Origin of the sequence: Marinobacterium aestuariivivens (assembly GCF_042661465.1) — a bacterium.
GTDB lineage: Bacteria > Pseudomonadota > Gammaproteobacteria > Pseudomonadales > Balneatricaceae > Marinobacterium_A > Marinobacterium_A aestuariivivens.
The window spans coordinates 5,072,020-5,091,786 of the sequence record NZ_JBHSWE010000001.1 but is presented as its reverse complement, the minus strand read 5'-3'; the positions used below and the strand labels follow the sequence as shown (position 1 = coordinate 5,091,786).

The 19,767-nt window shown below is 54.6% G+C and carries 19 protein-coding genes and 2 pseudogenes; 16 read left to right on the top strand and 5 right to left on the bottom strand.

The genetic code is table 11. The annotated features are described in order from the left end of the window. Positions 1-239: 239 nt before the first annotated feature. From ACFQDL_RS26645 to ACFQDL_RS26590, 12 genes are all read left to right on the top strand, one after another. The gene (locus ACFQDL_RS26645) at positions 240-1,160 is read left to right on the top strand and encodes an MBL fold metallo-hydrolase (protein WP_379911637.1); all 921 of its coding nucleotides are present in this window, start codon (positions 240-242) and stop codon (positions 1,158-1,160) included. 51 nt (positions 1,161-1,211) lie between these two features. Next, positions 1,212-1,994: a helix-turn-helix domain-containing protein gene (locus ACFQDL_RS26640; RefSeq protein WP_379911636.1), complete on the top strand. Its 783-nt coding sequence runs from the start codon at positions 1,212-1,214 to the stop codon at positions 1,992-1,994. Positions 1,995-2,179: 185 nt separating this feature from the next. Beyond that, entirely contained in the window at positions 2,180-2,455 is a 276-nt protein-coding gene (locus tag ACFQDL_RS26635) for a hypothetical protein (RefSeq protein WP_379911635.1), read from the top strand. Between the two features lie 143 nt (positions 2,456-2,598). Further along, on the top strand, positions 2,599-3,006 hold the full coding sequence (locus tag ACFQDL_RS26630) for a TA system antitoxin ParD family protein (RefSeq protein WP_379911634.1): 408 nt from the start codon (positions 2,599-2,601) through the stop codon (positions 3,004-3,006). 11 nt (positions 3,007-3,017) lie between these two features. After that, positions 3,018-3,563 (top strand): AAA family ATPase, encoded by a 546-nt coding sequence (locus tag ACFQDL_RS26625; protein WP_379911633.1) that lies wholly within the window; start codon positions 3,018-3,020, stop codon positions 3,561-3,563. A gap of 318 nt (positions 3,564-3,881) precedes the next feature. Then, positions 3,882-4,136, top strand: a complete 255-nt coding sequence (locus ACFQDL_RS26620) for a hypothetical protein (protein WP_379911632.1) — start codon at positions 3,882-3,884, stop codon at positions 4,134-4,136. 48 nt (positions 4,137-4,184) lie between these two features. Next, the gene (locus ACFQDL_RS26615) at positions 4,185-4,448 is read left to right on the top strand and encodes a hypothetical protein (protein ID WP_379911631.1); all 264 of its coding nucleotides are present in this window, start codon (positions 4,185-4,187) and stop codon (positions 4,446-4,448) included. 133 nt (positions 4,449-4,581) lie between these two features. After that, a complete protein-coding gene (locus tag ACFQDL_RS26610; protein ID WP_379911630.1) occupies positions 4,582-4,851 on the top strand; it encodes a hypothetical protein in 270 nt (89 codons plus the stop codon). Positions 4,852-5,379: 528 nt separating this feature from the next. Continuing rightward, complete coding sequence (locus ACFQDL_RS26605) at positions 5,380-7,131, top strand: EAL domain-containing protein (RefSeq protein ID WP_379911629.1); 1,752 nt, start codon at positions 5,380-5,382, stop codon at positions 7,129-7,131. Between the two features lie 220 nt (positions 7,132-7,351). Next, positions 7,352-7,621, top strand: a complete 270-nt coding sequence (locus ACFQDL_RS26600; RefSeq protein WP_379911628.1) for a hypothetical protein — start codon at positions 7,352-7,354, stop codon at positions 7,619-7,621. Positions 7,622-7,837: 216 nt separating this feature from the next. Beyond that, positions 7,838-8,227, top strand: a complete 390-nt coding sequence (locus tag ACFQDL_RS26595) for an antitoxin Xre/MbcA/ParS toxin-binding domain-containing protein (protein WP_379911627.1) — start codon at positions 7,838-7,840, stop codon at positions 8,225-8,227. After that, positions 8,227-8,916: an RES family NAD+ phosphorylase gene (locus tag ACFQDL_RS26590; RefSeq protein WP_379911626.1), complete on the top strand. Its 690-nt coding sequence runs from the start codon at positions 8,227-8,229 to the stop codon at positions 8,914-8,916. The genes ACFQDL_RS26595 and ACFQDL_RS26590 overlap by 1 nt, the downstream gene beginning before the upstream one ends. Before the next feature lies 1 nt (position 8,917). Here the strand turns inward: ACFQDL_RS26590 and ACFQDL_RS26585 are convergent, their stop codons facing one another. The 3 genes and pseudogenes from ACFQDL_RS26585 to ACFQDL_RS26575 form a co-directional block, all read right to left on the bottom strand. Further along, a complete protein-coding gene (locus ACFQDL_RS26585; protein ID WP_379911625.1) occupies positions 8,918-9,121 on the bottom strand; it encodes a hypothetical protein in 204 nt (67 codons plus the stop codon). Next, positions 9,093-9,197, bottom strand: a pseudogene (locus ACFQDL_RS26580) (IS3 family transposase); the annotation flags it as partial. The pseudogene ACFQDL_RS26580 and the gene ACFQDL_RS26585, both read right to left, overlap by 29 nt. Before the next feature lie 24 nt (positions 9,198-9,221). Next, a complete protein-coding gene (locus ACFQDL_RS26575) occupies positions 9,222-9,626 on the bottom strand; it encodes an IS66 family transposase (protein WP_379913375.1) in 405 nt (134 codons plus the stop codon). A gap of 66 nt (positions 9,627-9,692) precedes the next feature. Between ACFQDL_RS26575 and ACFQDL_RS26570 the strand changes: the two are divergent. The 3 genes and pseudogenes from ACFQDL_RS26570 to ACFQDL_RS26560 all read left to right on the top strand — a co-directional run bounded on the left by ACFQDL_RS26570 (position 9,693) and on the right by ACFQDL_RS26560 (position 14,303). Continuing rightward, a pseudogene (locus tag ACFQDL_RS26570) lies at positions 9,693-10,936 on the top strand (IS256 family transposase). A 277-nt stretch (positions 10,937-11,213) separates the two neighbouring features. Further along, a complete protein-coding gene (locus ACFQDL_RS26565) occupies positions 11,214-11,354 on the top strand; it encodes a hypothetical protein (protein WP_379911624.1) in 141 nt (46 codons plus the stop codon). A gap of 672 nt (positions 11,355-12,026) precedes the next feature. After that, positions 12,027-14,303 carry an ankyrin repeat domain-containing protein gene (locus ACFQDL_RS26560; protein WP_379911623.1) on the top strand — a complete coding sequence of 759 codons (2,277 nt, stop codon included), beginning with the start codon at positions 12,027-12,029 and terminating at the stop codon, positions 14,301-14,303. 167 nt (positions 14,304-14,470) lie between these two features. On the opposite strand, the gene umuC is transcribed toward ACFQDL_RS26560, so the two are convergent. Together umuC and umuD are read right to left on the bottom strand one after the other, a co-directional pair. Continuing rightward, the gene (gene umuC, locus ACFQDL_RS26555) at positions 14,471-15,751 is read right to left on the bottom strand and encodes a translesion error-prone DNA polymerase V subunit UmuC (RefSeq protein ID WP_465263996.1); all 1,281 of its coding nucleotides are present in this window, start codon (positions 15,749-15,751) and stop codon (positions 14,471-14,473) included. A 3-nt stretch (positions 15,752-15,754) separates the two neighbouring features. Continuing rightward, positions 15,755-16,180 (bottom strand): translesion error-prone DNA polymerase V autoproteolytic subunit, encoded by a 426-nt coding sequence (gene umuD, locus ACFQDL_RS26550; RefSeq protein WP_379911622.1) that lies wholly within the window; start codon positions 16,178-16,180, stop codon positions 15,755-15,757. Between the two features lie 338 nt (positions 16,181-16,518). Between umuD and ACFQDL_RS26545 the strand changes: the two genes are divergently transcribed. Beyond that, positions 16,519-19,731, top strand: coding sequence for an SNF2-related protein (locus ACFQDL_RS26545; RefSeq protein ID WP_379911621.1), 3,213 nt, complete (start codon positions 16,519-16,521; stop codon positions 19,729-19,731). The last annotated feature ends 36 nt before the right edge of the window (positions 19,732-19,767 follow it).

Genomic DNA, 19,767 nt, shown 5'->3' with positions numbered 1-19,767 from the left:
GGCTACGCGGTGGTAGTCCGGCTGCATTTTACGGGGATTGGCTGGCATGGCCGGGGCAGGAACGAATACCCCGGTACTCGATCGTACGACCAATCTGTTCCGCCTGGCGCACCAGACAGCAGTAAACAGTTTTAACGCCTGCCTGCGTTCCTTATTGTGAAACCAACAGCGTTCGTACCCTTGCCAGAGGCAGTACGGGGGCGTCCCGGTGACATCAACAACAATAAGGAATGACAGCCATGAACCCGAAAAAACTGATTTCACGCCTTGTTCGCGCTGGCCTGCTCGGCATTGCCGTTGGCGTTGCCTCGGTGCAGGCCGATACGCAGGTGGTGATGCTCGGCACCGGTACCCCGGTGCCGGATGCGGACCGCTCGGGTCCCTCGACTGCCGTGATCTACAACGGCGAGGCCTATGTGTTCGACAGCGGAGCCGGGATGGTGCGCCGGGCGATTGAAGCCGCGCAGAAAAAGGGCATCGAAGCGCTGTATCCGACCAACATCAAGCACCTTTTCATCACCCACCTGCACAGCGACCATGTCCTCGACTACCCGGTGCTGGCCTCGACCTACTGGTGGCGTCGAACCGATCAGCTGAGTGTCTACGGCCCTTCGGGCCTGGATGCGATGACGCAGGGCTATTACGACATGATGCAGCGCGATATCGAGCTGCGTACCAGCGGCCTGCAGCCGGTCAAGAACCCGACCTTCTATCAGGTCAAGACCCACGAGTTCGACAAGGGTGGCTGGAAAATTCAGGACGGCGAGGTCACGATCGAGGCATTCGACGTCAATCATGGCGATATCGAGCCGTCCTTCGCCTATCGTGTGACCACCCCGGACAAGACGGTGGTGATTTCCGGCGATACCACCTACAGCGATACCCTGGCGGAGGTGGCGAAGGGCGCCGATATCCTGGTGCACGAGGTGATCAGCGAGGCAGGCTGGTCTAAACTGCCGGAGAACTGGCAGCAATACCATGCGGCGGCGCATACCCGCACCAGCGAACTGGCGCGTCTCGCCAATAAAGCCAAGCCGGGGCTGCTGGTGCTGACCCATATTCTTCACTACAGTGCGCCGATCGAGACAGCGCTGTCCGAGGTGCAGGCCGCCTATGACGGCAAGGTCGTATTGGCCAGCGATCTGGATGTTTTCGAGTAGGGCCGTCCAACCGGCGGCGGCCTCGACCGATCCACGTCTGTGAGGTAACCGATGTCGGATGCCGAAACCAGCCGTTCCCTCGAGCGCGGCATCCAGCTGCTGAAAGCCCTCGACCAGCTCGATGGCGCCACGCTCAGTCAACTGGCGCGCGCCGTCGACCTGCCGAAAACGACGGTCAGAAGGCTATTGACCACCCTGGTCGAGCAGCGGCTGGTCCGCAAAAGCCTGGCCGATGGTCTTTACCGTTCCGCGGTATTGCTGCCCCTCGAAACCGACTACGAACTCCCGCGCCACAGCTGGCGCCTGTGCGACATCGCGGCACCGGTGATGCGACGCCTGACCGACCAGGTTCGCTGGCCCTCCGACCTCTTCGTGCGTGTCGGTACGGGCATGCGCATCGTCGAAAGTTCGCGCTCCTGCAGCCCGATTTCGCTCTACCGCGGCAAGCTCAGTACCCAGGTCAGCATGCTGCTGTCGGCCGCTGCCAGGGCCTATCTGGCCTACTGCCCGGATGATGAGCGGGAGCTGCTGATTGCGCGGGCACTGGAGCAAAGCCCCGAAGTGATGACCGAGGAAGGCATAAGGCGCATGATCGAACAGACCCGAAGGCAGGGGTACGGCGTCCGCCATCCCGACTATTACGGGGAAAGCCGTCCGGACGACGGGTTGAGGGCGATCGCGGTGCCCGTCATCTTCGCAGGCCGGGTCCAGGCCTGCCTCAACCTCCTCTGGGTCAGGGACTATCTCAGCGAGAGCGACTTTGCCGCTCGCCACCTCGAAACGTTGCGCGCCGCTGCACAGGAGATTGCCGAACGCTGCCAGGCGGCGCCCTGACGGCAGCGGGCCAGGTTCGCCGGCCAATGGACCTGAATCGCAGGGCAGCCGGATCGCCAACTTGTTACCCAATCAATGATCAGGCTCAAAACTCCGTCATTTCCTTTGGTTACACTCAAAGAGCAGGGAGAGACGTACTTCGGGCCCGGGATGCCCTTTCAAGCAAAGGAGAGGGGACTTCAATCATGTTGACCTATCAGGAATGCCTCGATTTGTGTGGCCTTTCGGAGGACGAAATCGAGGCCATCGCCGAACATGAACATCTGGAGCCGATCATTGCGATGGCGCTGGGACAGTACCTGGTCACTCATCAGGAAGAAAGTCGGATCAAGCGCATCATACTGGATGACATCCAGCGGGCGGAGGACAAGGGGAACCAGCGGCACGCCGAGGCCCTGCGCAAGGTGCTGAAACACTTCCTCGCGACGCATCCTGAACGTGACAGGGGAACATCCGGATAAAGGACATCGGCGCAGTGCCGAGAAGATGCATGGCACCGGGACTCTGTAGGCCTGATATGGCAGCAGGGCCTGGAGAAGGATGCCTATTTTGTAGCAGTCTGCTACAATTTCGGACATCTCAACCAGCCCGAAGAGGTCATGCCATGGCTAAAGCGTCCTCACCCGTAAGACTGGACAGCGGCCTGATGGAAGCGGCCGCCCTGGCGGGCAGCACCCTGCATCGCAGTGCCGCCGAGCAGATAGAGTACTGGGCGGACCTGGGGCGGAAGGTGGCCCGGGTCATTACGCCGGAAACCCTGCTGGAGGTCCAGGCGGGTCTGGCGAAACTGGCGGTAGAGAAGACACAACCCGTCACGATCGATCCCGACGCCCTGTTCGCCACCCTGGATCAGCAGCGCCGGTCCGGTGCCCTGCAGGAAGCCATTGCCAGTGGCAGCCTTCGATATCAGGCATCCCGCGAACATACCGGTCTTCTGGAACAGGTGCACCCTGATGGAAGGGTCGTTGTCGGTGAGTTCAAAGAGGGTCGCTTCGAGCCCCGGCAAGCATGAAGCAGTTGTGGATGCTGGTCGGCGGCAACGGCGCAGGCAAGAGCACCTTTTACGATCGGGTTCTGAAACCACTCGGCATGCCGTTCATCAACGCCGACCTGATTGCCCGGGACCTGTATCCGGACAACCCCGAGGCCATGAGCTACCAAGCGGCAAAACTTGCCGAAAACCTGCGCAATGAGCACCTGGAAAGCGGTGACAGCTTCTGTTTCGAAACCGTATTTTCCCATCCGTCCAAGATCGATTTCATTGCCCGGGCCAAAGCTTTCGGCTATCAGGTCATCCTCGTCGTGATTCATGTCGGCAATAGTGCGCTGAACCGTGCGCGAATCGCGCAGCGCGTCATCGACGGCGGGCACCGGGTACCCGACGAGAAAGTGCTCGCGCGGATCCCCCGTATGCTGGACCATGTCCGCCTGGCCATCCCGCTCTGCGACCAGGTGCGTGCCCTGGACAACTCCCGGCTGGACCAGCCTTTTCTGCCTGTTTTGACCATACGGGGAGGGCTGCGGACCCTCCATATGGATCCCTTGCCCGAGTGGGCACAAGCGTTCTAGACCTTCTTGTTTGTGCTGCAAATGCCGAAAGTATCCCGGTTTAAAACGATTACTGTGCCAGTGATCGATAATTGTTCGATATATGCCAACAGCTGTCGAAAAATACGTTTTCCATAAAGGAACTTTCATGGGAGAAAACCCGGGATCATGGTTCACCATTTCCGCTGTCGTCTAAATATTTTTCCATTTAGAACAAGGCATTAATGGATTTATGGGATGGCAAATACAAGATTGGCACAGAGTTCGCTGTATACCGGTCAGAGCGAACAACAACGGTGACTTCCGCTCTCACCAACCTGAACAACCGGAGATACAGCCATGACTATTGCCATCAACGACCTGCACGAAAGCAAGACCCTGGATTCCAAGGCCCTGACCCGCGTCCGTGGCGGCTACATGTACAAGCCTGCCTATTTCGGTCCGAGCTTCACCAACATCAAGGAGCTGACCAATATCAGTGAACAGCTCAACATTGCGGTCGGCAGTGCCGGTGTATATCAGGGCAACGCGAACACCGTGAGCCAGGGCGCCCCCTCATGTGGGCGATGTAACCGGCGGACTCAGTCGGATTAACCAGGGGCGAGAGCCCCCGCGGCACTCACCATTCTCAGGAGCTTCACCATGTCACTTCTCATCAACGACCTCGACAAAAACGATCAGCTGGACGCCCAGGCCATGACCCAGGTGCGGGGCGGGATGGCGATCTTTGCCAACAAGCAGGCACATCACTTCGGCCCCGGGCCGAAGGGCCATGGCCCGGCCGTGATCCTGCCTGGACACCTGTTCAACAAGAAGAGCCTGACCAACGTGTCGAATCAGCTCAACATTGTGGTCAACAGCCAGAACGTCAGTCAGACCAATAGCAATACGGTCTTTCAGTTCTGACGCGGTACCCGACCGGGAATGGCAGCGGACGCCTTCCTGGCCGGGTTTGACCGGGTTCCGGTTCTCTCCACTTGCCCGCTGCACTTTTCCAGCCGCCCGTCGGTCTTACGTTCAGAGCACACTGGGGGAGCGCATGCATATTCGTGTCGAATGTTATGCCGGCTATAAGGGAGAACAGGAACCGCGCCGTTTATATCTCGGACGGCGCCCTGTCGACGTCAACGAGATTCTCGACCGATGGCTGGCCCCCGAGCATGCCTATTTTAAGGTGAGCGACCCGGCTGGCAATATCTATATCCTGCGGCATGATACGACAATGGGGTTTTGGGAACTCACCCTGTTTGATAGCCTTCACCGACCCGGCGCAGCAGGTCGGTCAGGCAATGACGCAATTTCCCCCTGAGCGCGTGACCGAAACCTTGCAGCAGGAACCAGCCGCCTTCCAGTTCGCTATGTAGCACGTGACCCAGGCTCTATATGCTGTCCTGCGTAACCGCTTCAAGACTATGGCGGGTTCGGAGGTGTGTGCCCGGCGGTTCCGTGCCATCCACGCGTCCATCCCGGCTTTCAAGCCTTGCTGAATGCCGTCCGGCGCGATGGCCTTGGAGGTCGGGGTTGCGGTCTTTGTCGCAGAAGGAGAAGGAGAGGGGAGGCTTCGAGTTTCTGTTCACGCTTATACACGGCGATCAATATTTCGAAGCCATGAAATAATTGTGTATTGCGGTAGCGAAATGGCGACACCCTTATACACTGAAACGATTGAATAGTCTGCCAAAAAGGCGAGATTAGATATTGGGAGGTGTTTATTGATAGCCTGCAGCTATTTAAGCAGCCGGTCTGCATTGAGACCGGTCCGATAGCGACTTCACCACAGCGGTACCTGTGCATGCAAAGCGGTTGACCCCGAGATGTGAATTTAAAGGGACTTGGTATGGGTATGGATAAGTCGACATTGGTGGCACTGATCATCGAGGACACCGAGGATGACGTGATCATGCTGGTGCGCGAGCTTCAGCATATTGGCTACAAGGTGTGTTACCGCTGCGTCGATAATATGGCCGACTTGATTGAAGCCCTCAACGATGTGCGGATGGGTTGGCAGGTTGTATTCTCGGATTTCACGATGCCTGCTTTTGACGGTTTGGAGGCGCTCAAACTGGTCCGGCAACACAATGCAGATATTCCCTTCATCTTTGTGTCCGGCACCCTGGGGGAAGACAAGGCGGTCCAGGCCGTCAAGGAAGGGGCACAGGACTATATCGTCAAGGGCAGCTTGAAGCGCCTGCATGCGGCGATCCCTCGTGAGTTGCGGGAGTCGGAAAACAGGCGCAAGCGGCGCGAAGTGGAAGCTCAGCTGGACTACCTCACCAAGTATGATGAGGTGACCTCATTGCCGAATCGGGCACTGTATATGCGGCATCTGCATCAGGCCATCGCTCGTGGAGCAGATAACGGTCGTATGACGGGAATCATGCATATCAACCTGGACGGGTTCCGCGAGATCAACCACGGCTTTGGCAGCGATGCAGGTGACCAGCTACTGCGAGACGTAGCCCGGCGGCTAACCGAGTGCGCCGGACCCGATAACCTGGTGGCGCGCCTTGCCGGTGACGATTTCGCTGTCGTCATACCTGACATAGGTGACCAGCAGGCGCTCAACGATTCGGTGCAGAGCATTTTTACCTGTTTCCAGGGGCCATATTCCGTTTCGGGATACGACCTCTGTATTGGCGCAAGTGCAGGGGTCAGTGTCTCGCCTCTGCATGGAGACAATATCGACCAGTTACAACGAAGTGCCAGTCTGGCGATGCATCATGCCAAGCAAGGTGGGGGCAAAACCCTGGAGCTATTCGACCCCAAGATGCGCGAGAAGATGCATCAGCGCACTCGGATGGAAAGGGCGTTGCGCCGAGCCACTGAGCATGGGGAGTTCGCTTTGCACTATCAGCCCCAGGTCGATCTGCGCAGTGGCGAAATCGTGGCGGTGGAAGCTCTGATACGTTGGACAGACCCCGAGTTCGGCCCGGTCCCTCCTCCGGAGTTTATTCCGATCGCGGAGGAGTCGGGGCTGATATTGCCGATCGGCCAGTGGGCATTAACGGAAGCATGCCGACAGCACAAAGCCTGGGTGTCCGACCTGGGGGCGCAAATTACGCCACGCATGGCCATCAATGTTTCACCCTTTCAGTTCCGGCAGCGGAATCTGCCGCTGTTGATCACCAGCGCGCTGAATGCACACGAAATGGCGCCGGCATCCCTGGAAATAGAGATAACAGAATCCGCACTGCTGCACGATCAGGACGAGACATGGAGGATCATCCACACGCTTTCCGATGCCGGTATCCGGATATCCCTCGATGACTTCGGGACAGGCTACTCCAGCCTGAGCTATCTCAAGCGATTTCCGGTGGACGCCTTGAAGATCGACCGGGAGTTTGTCGAGGATTTGCCCCAGGGGAAGGACAGTATCGCCATTGTTCGATCCGTGATCTCAATCGCGCAGCATCTGGGGTTGACGGTGGTGGCAGAAGGGGTGGAAACCCGGGAGCAGATGGCATTCGTGAAACAAGCCGGGTGTCCGCTAGTTCAGGGATACTACTTCCACCGACCGGTGGAGGCGCAACAGTTGAGCCTGTTGTTGGCCTCATCGGATCCGTTCGCAGACCAGCTTAAAGACCGGTAATCGCCAACTGTCCTGTTCTCCTGCCCGCGGGGCAAAGCCCATCCGAAGCGGGCCAGGTCCACCCAACCTGTACCTTGGATACGTGGCAGCCACCCCTCGAGCCTCTTGAACACAAGTCAATCCAGATATACGGCCCGCTTCGTCTGCATCGCGTAGACTGATAGCAGGGACGGGAAATGTCAGGCTCAGGACGCCTTGAAGCAGCTGAAGGAGGCAAACAATGTTGACCTATCAAGAGTGCCTCGACATGTGCGGATTGTCGGAGGAGGAAATCGAAGCCATCGCCGAACACGAACACCTGGAACCCATCGCAGCGATGGCATTGGGGCAGTACCTCATCACGCACCGGCAGGAACGCCGGATCAAGAGCATCATTCTGGATGACATCAAGAAAGCCCAGAGGCAGGGTAACCACCAACATGCGGATGCGTTGCGCAAGGTACTGGTGCATTTCGTGGCGACACATCCGGAGCGGACACAGGGTAAATAGGTTTAGCGGAGCCGGTGCGAAATAGCTGTACACCGGCGATTTAAACCAGGTGCGCTTTGGGGGCATTGTGGCGGCACCGTCCATAGCGTCCAAGTAGCACCAACTAGAACACCTACACATCCTTGCCTGTTTTCTTGTGGATTGGTTTTGTATTTCGTCCCTGTGGGGACTATAATCAGGAAAGATTGGTAGACAGCTATGCAAGAGGGGCGTGCCATGCTGGCAGCAAGAGACATCCTGGATCAAAAAGACCCGAAGGTCGTATCCAACACGGCCCTCAAGGTCTTTTTCAATATCGCAAAGGAGTGGGGGCTTTCATCCCAGGATGAGATGACCTTGCTCGGTGATCCTGCGCGTTCAACCTTCTACAAGTGGCGCAATGGTGACGGGCCCGTCATCCCCAAGGACACGCTGGAGCGGATCTCCTATGTGATGGGGATCTACAAGGCGCTGCGCTTGCTCTTCCCGACAGAAGATCAGGCAAATGCCTGGCCCAGGAAGCCGAACCGCGACTTTGGCGGAGAGTCTGCATTGGGCGTGATGCTCAAGGGCAGTGTCATCAACCTGGCAGACGTACGTCGCTATCTGGATGCCATGCGAGGCTGATGATGGATTTGGAGCCAAAACAGGTATTGCCGGACTGGGAACGACTTCATCGGCTGGTTCCCAGTCACTTCCCGCCGATTGGTCTGTTCGAGACCGTTGCCGATCCCGAAGACCTCGAAATCATCTATGCGATCGAAGCCCTGACCAATGACCGGCTACGGGATGAAGTGGGAGACCTGACCCTGGTGCCTGCCGATGAGCGCATAGCAGGACCGGGATCGACGCCGGTAATGGCTGCGTTCACGCACACAGGTCTGCCCAGTCGCTTCACCGGTGGGCGCTACGGCGTGTACTACGGGGCCCGCGACCTGGAAACGGCAATTGCCGAAACGGTCTATCACCGTGAACGATTCCTGTCTGCTACCCGGGAACACGACACCGAGCTGACAATGCGGCAGTACATCAACAAAGTCGCATTGGAGCTGCATGATGTACGGGATGTCGGGTATGGAGAGCTGTACGATCCGGATTCATATGATGCGCCACAGGCCTTTGCAAAAGTGCTGAGAGAGAGCGGCAGCAACGGCCTGCTGTATCGCAGTGTCCGTCATGATGGCGGTGAGTGCGTTGCGGCGTTTCGCCCCAAGGCGGTCACCATCCCGGTGCAGGGTCAGCACTTCCGGTACGTCTGGAGTGGGCATCACCAGAAGGTTATTTCCGTGCTTTCTGTGTCTGAAATCAAGCAATGAACTACACCAGGTGATGAACAATGCCAGCAGGGTCCATTAAAACCAACTGCAGGCAGAAGGTCCGTGTGCTACGGCAAAGGCGTTCGTAAATAATTTGAATAATCAATGCCTTGTCTTCATTTGTGAGAATTGACGTTACAAAGAAGTGATCTGGCAACAGTTTTCCGGACACATTTTCAAGCAGCTGCTCGTAGCTCTGATTCATAGTCCACCGGACTCATGTAGTCGTTGCTGGAGTGCAGCCGCACCCGGTTATAAAACACCTCGATATACTCGAATATGGGTAAGAGTTGACTGCTTACACCCTAGATGGCCTCAGCAACCTGTGAGTCGTCGAGGTTGATGTTCCAGGGGAGCAGGCTTTCGACGTCTGATGCCCTGGTATTGTTGATCCGTTTCAGTACGGCTGTCAGGTAAGCTTTCGGATCGATACCGTTCAACTTCGCTGTACCCATGATGCTGTAGAGCGCCGCACCGTAATGCCCGCCATCCTCAGATCCGGCAAAAAGATGATTTTTCCGCCCCAAGGCCAAGGGACGGATGGCACGTTCAGCGGCATTGTTATCGATCTCGACTCGACCATCGTTGAGATACAGCGTCAGGCTATCCCACTGCTTACGGGCATAGTTGATCGCTCTCCCCAGGGCAGAGCCTTTAGAACATTGCCGAAGCGTCTGAGAGTTATGGTGATTTCTGGTGTACGGGGAGATAGGGAGGATGGCGTATCCTGTTGATTGATCACGACCAAGATCTCAATCAACAGAAGGTGATACGCCATGGCCGATTTTACCCTGAAGGCTCTTTCACAACCAGAGGAACAGGCAGCCGATCCACTAACCGAACTGTTGCGCGCGAGCTGATCGCACAAGCCGTCGAGGCCGAGCTTCAGCTGCTCCTGGCCCAGCATGCCGAACACCGGCTCCCGGATGGTCGTCAGGCTGTGGTGCGCAATGGCTATTTGCCGGAGCGTACCGTCCAGACCGGTATCGGCGATGTCGAGATCAAGGTGCCGAAGGTGCGGGATCGGAGCGGTTCCGGGATTCGCTTCAACAGCACCTTGTTGCCGCCGTACCTGAAACGGGCCCGGAGTGTCGAGGAGCTACTGCCTTGGTTGTACCTGAAGGGTGTCAGCACCGGCGATTACCAGGAGGCGCTGGCCGCGTTGCTCGGTGATCAGGCCAAGGGCTTGTCCGCGAACACGATCAGCCGGTTGAAGCAACACTGGGTCGATGAGCATCGGGACTGGTGCCAGCGTGACCTGAGCCGCAGCCGGTACGTGTACTGGTGGGCCGATGGCGTGTACAGCAACGTGCGCATGGATGACCGCCTCTGTCTGCTGGTGATCATCGGCGTGACGGAGCACGGGCGCAAGGAGTTGGTTGCGGTTGAGGACGGCTACCGAGAGTCGGAAGCCAGCTGGTCAGAACTGCTGTCGGGGCTGCGCGCCCGAGGCCTGACGACCAGTCCGAAGCTGGCGATCGGTGACGATGCTCTGGGCTTCTGGAAGGCGCTGGCCAAGTGCTATCCGGATACCCGCCATCAGCGCTGCTGGGTGCACAAGACCGCGAACATCCTGTCCGCGCTGCCGAAGTCAGTGCAGCCGAAGGTGAAGGCGGCGTTGCATGAGATCTGGATGGCAGAGACGCGGGACGAGGCGTACAAGGCGTTTGACCGGGCGCTGGTGCGCTTCGAATCGAAGTATCCCGGCGCCATGGAACGGCTGCGCAAGGATCGGGAGGAACTGCTGGCGTTCTACGACTTCCCAGCAGAGCACTGGGTCCATATCCGGACGACCAACCCGATCGAGTCGACGTTCTCGACCGCCCGGCTGCGGACCAAGAGAGCCCGGAACTGCGGCTCACGTGAGACCACGCTGGCGATGGTCTACAAGCTGCTGGAATCGGCACAGAAGAACTGGAAGCGGATCAAGGGATTTAATCTGCTGACCCTCGTGGTCAACAACGTGAAGTTCAAGGACGGCGAGCAAGTACAGGATCAGTCAGACAGGAACGCTGCCTGATCCCGTACACCAGATTTGACAATAACTCCGAAGACTATGCTGCGTAGAGAAAGTGAAACCAACATTTTCCCCATAGACCTATAACGGCACCACGCAGTCACGACTTGATGCCAGGTCGATGCAACCACCCAGCCTATCAATTAACTCAATACATTCAAAAGGTTACGTCAGCGTGAGATTCTTGCGCCACTTGCGCCGTGGCGATTACACGAGCGTTTTCCTGTAATGGGGCTCGTCCCCCGAGGACACGCATCTGACCAACAAGAGGATTACTGTAATGACTAAGAAATCAACCCCGATGACGCCCGCACGTGCAGCCGCCGTACAGAGCGCTACTGCCAAGAAGTGCGGTGGGACGGTGAGCAAGGGTAGCTTTGCGGCTCGAGCCACTAGGGCAGCGGCCAAGAACAGCAAGTAACTCAGGCAGTCGCCAGGCCAGTACGGCCTGGCGCTATCCGAGATGTGTATAGACCAGCTCCAAATAGAAGTTCGCAAGGTCGTGTCGTCCTGTGGTGGTTGTCATCAGCTCAGACTGCACCAGTGAGTATGCGAAAGCTCGATATTTCAATGACTTATACACCAGCGCATTTTTTGCGGTCTTCACGCCGCCGACATTGAACGGCTTATGAAGTGAAATCGACAGAGCACGGAATGAGCTGCAAATAACCTATATGAGGGTTCCACAATGCGTAAAAAAATGAAGCCTATGACACTTGAACGTGCTGCCGCTATTCAGAGTATCGAAGCCAAGAAGGTCGGTGGAAAGGTATTAAAGCGTAGTTTTCCGTCCCGTGCTCAAAAAGCTGCCTCCAAGAACAGCCTGTAATGAACAGCAACCCACCAAGTGTCGACCCCTTTTTGGGTTGCGAAGGACGTTGATGATGCCTAAGTATTCAAACAACAAAGATATTGATAAGTTTGTTCGTCACATGGTGCGCTCAGGGTGGCAATTTATACGCCTTACAAAGCATAATCGCCTAGTGTCACCTCGCGGTGGTAACGTCACCTTGCCAAAGACACCGAGCGATCGTCGAAGCTTGTACAACCTGAAAAGCGAAGTATCGCGCTATAACAGACAGGGAAAGTAATAATGTCTAACATCGACTCTAAATTTCAGACAGCGTACCCAACGAAAGGCGAAATTATTCGATGCGTTTACAAAATGTTGGGTCTTTCAAAGCCAGACAAAGAGCTTGATCGATTCGCTCAGGGTGACTTTAACTACAAGCTAGAGCGACGCTATCTGGAAGATATTCAGAATCAACTTAATAGGTATTTGGGGCATCACTTTTCCAATATCGTGCTTGACTGCCTGCATAACCTCTTGAATCACTATACAAATCTTGTCGTAAATATTCCACTTGAAGGCATGTCGAGAGCGAAGGCTCTTGATTTACTGATAGATAACTACTACGGCGCTTGGGCTGCTTTTTGCGTAACTTATCTCACCAAAGAGTTCGACAGTCCAGTAATTTGCGAACTAGTTTTTAACGGCGGCTCATCTGCTGTCGCAACGCTGGATACGGTTTTCTCCAAGTGTGTTCCAGAATACACGGAGGCATTCAAAAAATTAGACAAAGATACTAAAGACAAGTTTAAGCGATGGACGCGCGGAAGCGAAGAGCCGAATGCGGCGCTTCCCGATGCGCCTGGCATCTATAATTTTACTACAGAACTTGTCAATAATTGGCCCTATCATGAGTCTGAGGCAGACAAAAAGGAGCATCATTCCCACTACTGTATGCTGCTTCTTACTGCCGTTTCTGTCGAGCGGTGTAAACGTGTTTCTAGAGAGGTCAAGACAGTTGATATCATCAGGCCTGTCAGTTTTCATCTGAAAGATCCAACAGGGTTTGATGTAGGTGCCGCCTTATCAATCGCCGTGTACGAAAACAGCCTTGGACTTGAGGACTACAAAGATCTCAATATCCTCATCCATCACCAGTTATACAATAAAGATATTGTAATTGATGAAGGTGTACTTGAAAAACAATTGGCTGCTGTACGCCAGATGGCATCGGAGATTGATCGGGATAATACCACCACGTACTATATTGACTGGCTTGATGGTCGTTTCAGCGTTCTTAAAGGGGAGCTTGAAAAGGGCGCAGCCTTTTATAAAGAAGCAGTCACTAAATCGTTATATCGTGCTGGCGAGAATCAGAAGGTTATCTTGACAGATGCACTTTGTCTTGCTGCTTACTTAGGCGATCGTCCTTGGATGAAAGCCATCAAAAATCAGTTGATTTCGTTTGGCTTTGTACAAGCCCCAAGTTATCGTTCTGATACCGATTTAGTAAATAAAAAGAGTCGTTCAAATAATGATATAATTGAGGACTGGGAAATTAAAAACTGGGTGCATGGATTTAATTTGCGATTTCCTGAGGAAAAACGCCTTCCCTCGTTCAAGACGATGCCCACAAAATTCAAAGCCTCCTTTGGACCTATATTTCTTTCTATGGACCAGATTGAGAGAGAACTCAATCTTACAAAACCTAATAAATATATTATTATAGAAGGTAAACGATGGCCACAATTGGTATTTTTCTCAGAATTTAATGATGTAGCAAAAGTAGAGGCATTGTTGAACGCAGGCGCGAGTGTTGATGAACTGTCTTCTTCAGAGGACTCTGCCATTTTATGTGCTATTAATGAGATGGACCCGTTTGGTGGTAGTAATTCAATGTCGGATGCTTGTTTTAATGCAATTGCAAGTTATCCGCACAAGGCTGAGACCTTGAACACACTTACCGTTAAAAGGCGCTTATCTCCGCTAAAGTGTGCCGTGAACACGGGGCGATATAAAGTCGTCAAGAAGGTTATTGAACTTGGAGCAGACGTCAACAAGATATCTGGAGTCGAAGGCACATCTCCGTTAGTAGAATGCATTAGCCTTCTAGATTTAGTTCGCCATCCTTACAAACTTAAGGATAAATATTATAACCAAACACCGAGTATCGAAAATATTGAGGCTGCGCGACGTTTTGGTAACGGTTTGATGTTCGCGAACTCCCAGGAAGGCCGGAAGGAAGCGGATCATGATGTACAGAGGTTCATAGGAGAATCCTTCATTGAATTTTGCATTCGACGCTTTTTGGAGCATACTTCGATTGAGTCTTTTAAAAATATTTTAAAGGAGCTATTGAAGTTTGGAGCAAACCCCAATATTCAATACGAGATTGGACAGCTGAAAAAGTTTACACCTTTGATGCTTGCTGCTGAGCTTGATGATGTATCCACTTTAGAGCTCCTTGTTAGTCATGGAGCTTGCATCGAAGCGACTGATAGCTTGGGGCGGACTGCTCTAGCGATAGCAAAAGAGTGGAAATCCGAAAACGCAATATCGTATTTAAGTTCTTTGGACTGAAGAAAAAGCAAGAATGAGCGCCAAGAGACAGGATTCCCATCTGGCGCTCATATTATTAATGTAAAGCACAGCCATATCGAATATTTTATATTAGCATACGCGATGCACGAATCTATGAGATATAGTTGAACGCCAGCACTTTTTTATAAATCTCCACACCCTGGTTTTTACTTAAGATGCACGATAGGTAGGTGGTGCCAACGCGTTGTGTAACTGGGCGATAACCGCTGTCGCTTCATCGTCCAGTTGTTCGCTCGGCTCTGCCCGCCGAACCGAACTTGGCCCAAACCGCTTCGGTTGATCTGATCCAAAGTCGCCATCAGCGCCTCGGAAGTTGGCTGACGGGCAGTCGCTTCAAACAGGGACGGCTGAAAGTTGCCAGGCTCGTAGAAGTCGCTCAGCATCACGCCCGCCTTCATGTAGCGGTACCCAGGCTTCCAGATCGACCGTAATCCTCTAACAGCCGCCTCTATGAATTCACGTGTGTCGCTGGAAGGTTCTGGCAGCCCAATGTTAGCGCTGTTCGCGTAATACGGCTCGTTGGCATTGAAGGGGTTGGTCCGAACGAAAACGTTGAGCATCTTGGCGGTCGATCGCTGGGCTCGGAGCTTTTCGCATGCGCGTTCAACGTACTTGCAGATCGCTGCATGCATGTTGTCATAGTCAGTGACGCGCTCGCCGAACGAACGGCTACAGACGATCTGTTGCTTTGACGCAGGCACGGCGTCGAGCTCCAGACACGAAATACCGTTGAGCTCCCGAATGGTCCGCTCGAGCACGACACTGAACTGTTGTCGAAGACCTTTCGGATTCGCGTCAGCCAGGTCAAGAGCTGTGCGAATCCCTACGGCATTCAGGCGAGGAGCTAACCGCCGCCCGACGCCCCAAACTTCGTCGACGGGCGTGATCGCGAGCAGTCTCCGCTGTCGTTCGTGATCCGTCAGATCCACGACGCCGCCCGTTTTCGGATAGCGTTTAGCCGCATGGTTTGCGAGCTTAGCCAAGGTCTTTGTCGGCGCGATCCCGACGCATACATGGATACCCGTACATTTCTGTACCTCGGACCGTACCTGTTGACCGAAAGCCTCAAACTCAATACAGGCCGACACTCCACTGAGATCCAGGAAGGCTTCATCGATTGAGTAGACCTCGACCCTGAGCGCCATCTGTTCCAGAAGACTCATGACGCGGGCGGACATGTCACCATAGAGCGCGTAGTTTGATGAAAACACCTGGATACCATGCACTCGTACCAGCTCCTGAATCTGGAAGAACGGCACGCCCATCTTGATGCCAAGCGCTTTCGCTTCAGCGGAGCGAGCAACGACGCAACCGTCATTGTTGGACAGGACGACGATCGGCTTCGCCTTGAGGTCTGGCCGAAACAGCCGCTCGCAGGAGGCGTAGAAATTGTTGCAGTCCACCAGCGCAAACACACGCGTCATCATCGGCTACCTCAGAGAGTGAATGACGTTGGTGACGACGCCGAAAATCTCGAGCTCGGACTCATCGCTTAATTCGATGGGGGAATACAAGGTATTGGAGGCCTCCAAGCGCAGTGAGGGCCGCAGAGAAAGCCGTTTCACCGTGAACTCGCCGTCTACACTCGCGATGACGATATCGCCGTGCACTGGGTTGAGCGAGCGGTCAACGATCAAGATGTCTCCCGAGAAGATTCCCGCCTCAACCATTGACTCGCCCTCTGCGCGAACGAAGAAAGTAGCGGCAGGACGCTTGATGCATAGCTCATTGAGGTCCAGGCTACACTCGATGTAGTCCTGTGCTGGTGACGGAAACCCTGCCGCCACCCGTTCCATGAAGAGAGGGATCTTGAGTGTTTGAGGCTCACCAAATCGGCCTAGAAGTACGGCGACCATAGAAAATCCTAATAAAACTGTATATCTATACAGTATAGCGTTCAGGCGAGTCGCGAATCCACCAAAAGCCCCCGTCGAGGGTTCGGCCACTGTCCGCAAGCTCATATCTCAGACCTGTAGAAAAAACGGTAATTTCGGAATTTTAAGCTACGTTTTCTGCTTGATCGTTGCACAATCGCGAGAAATCACCCATATATTGACTGTCGGTGATTGAAGACGGCATTCAAATAAGGGATAACTATTCAACCACGGGCTATGACTGCTCGTTGAGGGGCAGTTCGCGCTGAGCAGGGACAGGATGTTGCCCGACGGGTATAGCACGAGCAGGGAATGAGTCGATGGCGTGGCCTGACCAAGATCGGTTTCCCACAAACCGTACACACCATACAGTCTTCGCCTCTATCAAGGGCTGGTTCAACCAGTCTCGCCACCTGTTGTTGGTCTCTGGCTATGCGAGCCTCGACAAAGTCATCGACCTGATTGCCAGGACATTTCCTGATCAACAACAGGTTCGGATTTACTTCGGCAACGAACCCCAGTCGGTCAGTCGCGAACGGAAAACCCGTACCGTGCCCGACGAAATGCGTGACTACTGGCTCAAGAAGGGCCTGTCCATTGAACAATGTCCATTAATCGAGATCGCGGTTAGAAGACTTCGTGCTCATGATGTAGAAGTACGAATGCCAGCTCGAGGCCAGCGTGGCGTGCATGCCAAGCTCTACTGTGCTGATGACAACACTTTGCTTGGTTCATCGAACTATACAGCCGCGGGTCTCCATCACCAGATCGAAGGCAACGTCGTTTTCAATCGTACGAAGGACAAAAAACGTCATCAGGAAACATGGGATCTTGCCGAAGCCATCTGGGAAACGGGTGAGTGTTGCAATGAATGGCTTGCCGACCTGATTGAGAAGCTGATGCAAGTCGTCACCTGGCAAGAAGCCTTGGCGCGCGCCTGTAACGAGTTATTGTCGGGCGAGTGGGTTGATCTGCTGCTGAGCATGGAACATGAGAGCGGAAGGCTCTGGCCTAGTCAGAGGGACGGTATCGCACAGGCGCTCTATATCCTGGATAACACGGGTGCGGTGTTGATCGCCGATGCGACGGGATCGGGCAAGACGCGCATGGGGGCATTTCTGATCCAAGCGATTGCGGCACGTGCTCGCGCTATGGGTCGTCTCAGCAGTATGTGTGGCATTGTCTGTCCGCCCAGCGTCATCGACAACTGGGTAGCAGAAGTGGATCGGCCAGGGCCCAATGTGCGAGTTGGGTCAAGCGGTATGCTGGGGCGCAAATCGAAGGACGCTCTGCGGATTGAGCGCATACTGGCCCAGGGGGATATCCTTCTCGTCGATGAGGCCCATAACTATCACAACCTGAAGTCAAATCGTTCTCAGGCGCTGCTGGAGAGCGTCGCTAGCGATCTGTTGCTCTTCACCGCGACGCCTATCAATCGTTCTGCCCGTGATTTGCTTGTCATCGTCAATCTGCTGGGGGCGGATAACCTGCATGATCACACGCTGAAGCAGCTTGAAGGCTATCTAGGAGGACGCAAACGGATCTCTCAGCTCGACCCGAAAGTGACTGCCAAGCTGGCGGCCGAGATCAGGCAGTTCACCGTGCGTCGAACCATCAGCCAACTCAAGTCCTATATCGCCGCGCAACCAGATGCGTATAAAAACGCCCTAGACCAGAACTGTAGCTACCCTGAAATCAGTAACCTGGTGTATTCGCTCAACGAGCCAGATGCTGATTGCCAGATCGCAAGGGAGATCGCCGAGCTCGCCAGCCAGCTTGCAGGTATCAACTACCTCATCAAGCCCATCAAAGATGATTTTGATCTGGGTAGCGATCGGGAAGCGCTGCAACGTTATGTCACCTGGCGCGTGGATGCAGCGCGCTTCCTCGCGGCGTATACCGTCATGCATGCGTTGAGAGCTTCGAAATATGTGCTGATGGAAGTGATTCAAGGGCACGATGCCGCCTGCAATGCGGCACGACTTGAATCCCTGGACCACAACGCAGACCACGTCGGATTGATCGAAAAAATCCGCCGAAACTGCCGCAGAATGCCAGAGCCTGCGGTGGCTCCCGACCTGCTCCCATCATTCCTTACAGCGCCAGAGGTCTATGCACAGACAGTCGAAAACGAGATCAAACTCTACGAAGCGATTGTGGGTCTCACACAGCAGCTCAGTCTTGCGCGAGAGCGAGCCAAAGCACAACAGATTCTGCAAGCCGCTCACAGGCACGAGAAACTACTGGTCTTCGAGGAGCGAATTACCGCACTCCGAGTGATTCGTAGTCTCCTGAGCAAGATGAAGCCACGCCACAAGGTACACTTGGCAATCGGCAGTACCGCCAAAAGCAAGGCGGAGATCTGTGACATCATGGGTCTTAAGGGCAAAGAGGGCGCTCATATCGCCCTCTGTTCCAACGTGATGGCGGAGGGCGTTAACCTTCAGTCTGCTTCCTGTCTCATCATGCTGGATCGTCCCTCTGTCATTCGCATCGCCGAACAGCGGATTGGCCGTATCGAACGGTTGGACTCGCCGCACAGCAAAGCGGAGGTGCATTGGCCACTTGATGCTGACGCCTTTCGTCTTAAACGCGACCAGAAATTCATCACCCGATTGCAAGATGCCAAACGGCTGATAGGTTCCAACTTCGAAGTGCCCGACGAGTATTGTGCTGACGATCTAGAGTCGATGACCGAGGCAACTAGCCAAGACCTCATCGAGAAGCTGGCACGTAACAGACTGGACGAGATTTCGGCAGGATCTGGCGATGCGTTCCACGCGGTGAGATCACTGTTTGCAGGTGAGGGCGCCCTGATCCCAGAACATCTGGTAGATAAAATGAAAGCCGCGACAGGGATGGTGGTGTCACGCGTCAGCCTGGTCGAAACAAGAGACGACGCACAGTGGGTGTTTGTTTGCCAGGGCGGTACAGATCAACAGCCTGCACGGTGGCTCCTCATCAGTGAGGACGAGGAGAAAATGACCGCTCAACTCGATGAGATTGTCGCCTTTCTGAAAGGACACCTAGGGCCAGACACCCGAGACCTTAAACCGACTCAATCAAGCGTGGCTCAAATGGAACGACTGGTTGAGCGACTACGGGACAATCCAGGTATCAATCTCAGTCGAAACCGCCTCGCTGTCCTTGAGGTGCTGGCGCAATATGTAAACCATATGCTCCAAGTCTCGGCGAAAGAGCAGGATCAGCAGAAGATCGACTACTATCACTCGATCAAAGTGCTGCTGCCAGGGGTACCTGGTAGTCTGTTAGACGATCCACCCGACACAGGTAACTTCAGATTGTTGGAGAGTCTCGCTGATGCGTTCCAGGCACTGCTGCAGCCATTGAGGACGGAGCGATTAAAGCGCATGGGGAACAAACAGCTCGTGCGGTATCGCGACTTGCTCAGCAAGCTCAAACAGCAACCGATCGAATTCGAACGGTTCCGTAAAGCGACAGAGCCTGCTCTCAGGCAGGGTTACGCCGAGCCTCCAACTGCTGCGGTAATTTTCGGGATCAATACGGTTTAATAACGCGTGAAGGTTGAAAGGACAGCGACCGAGCTA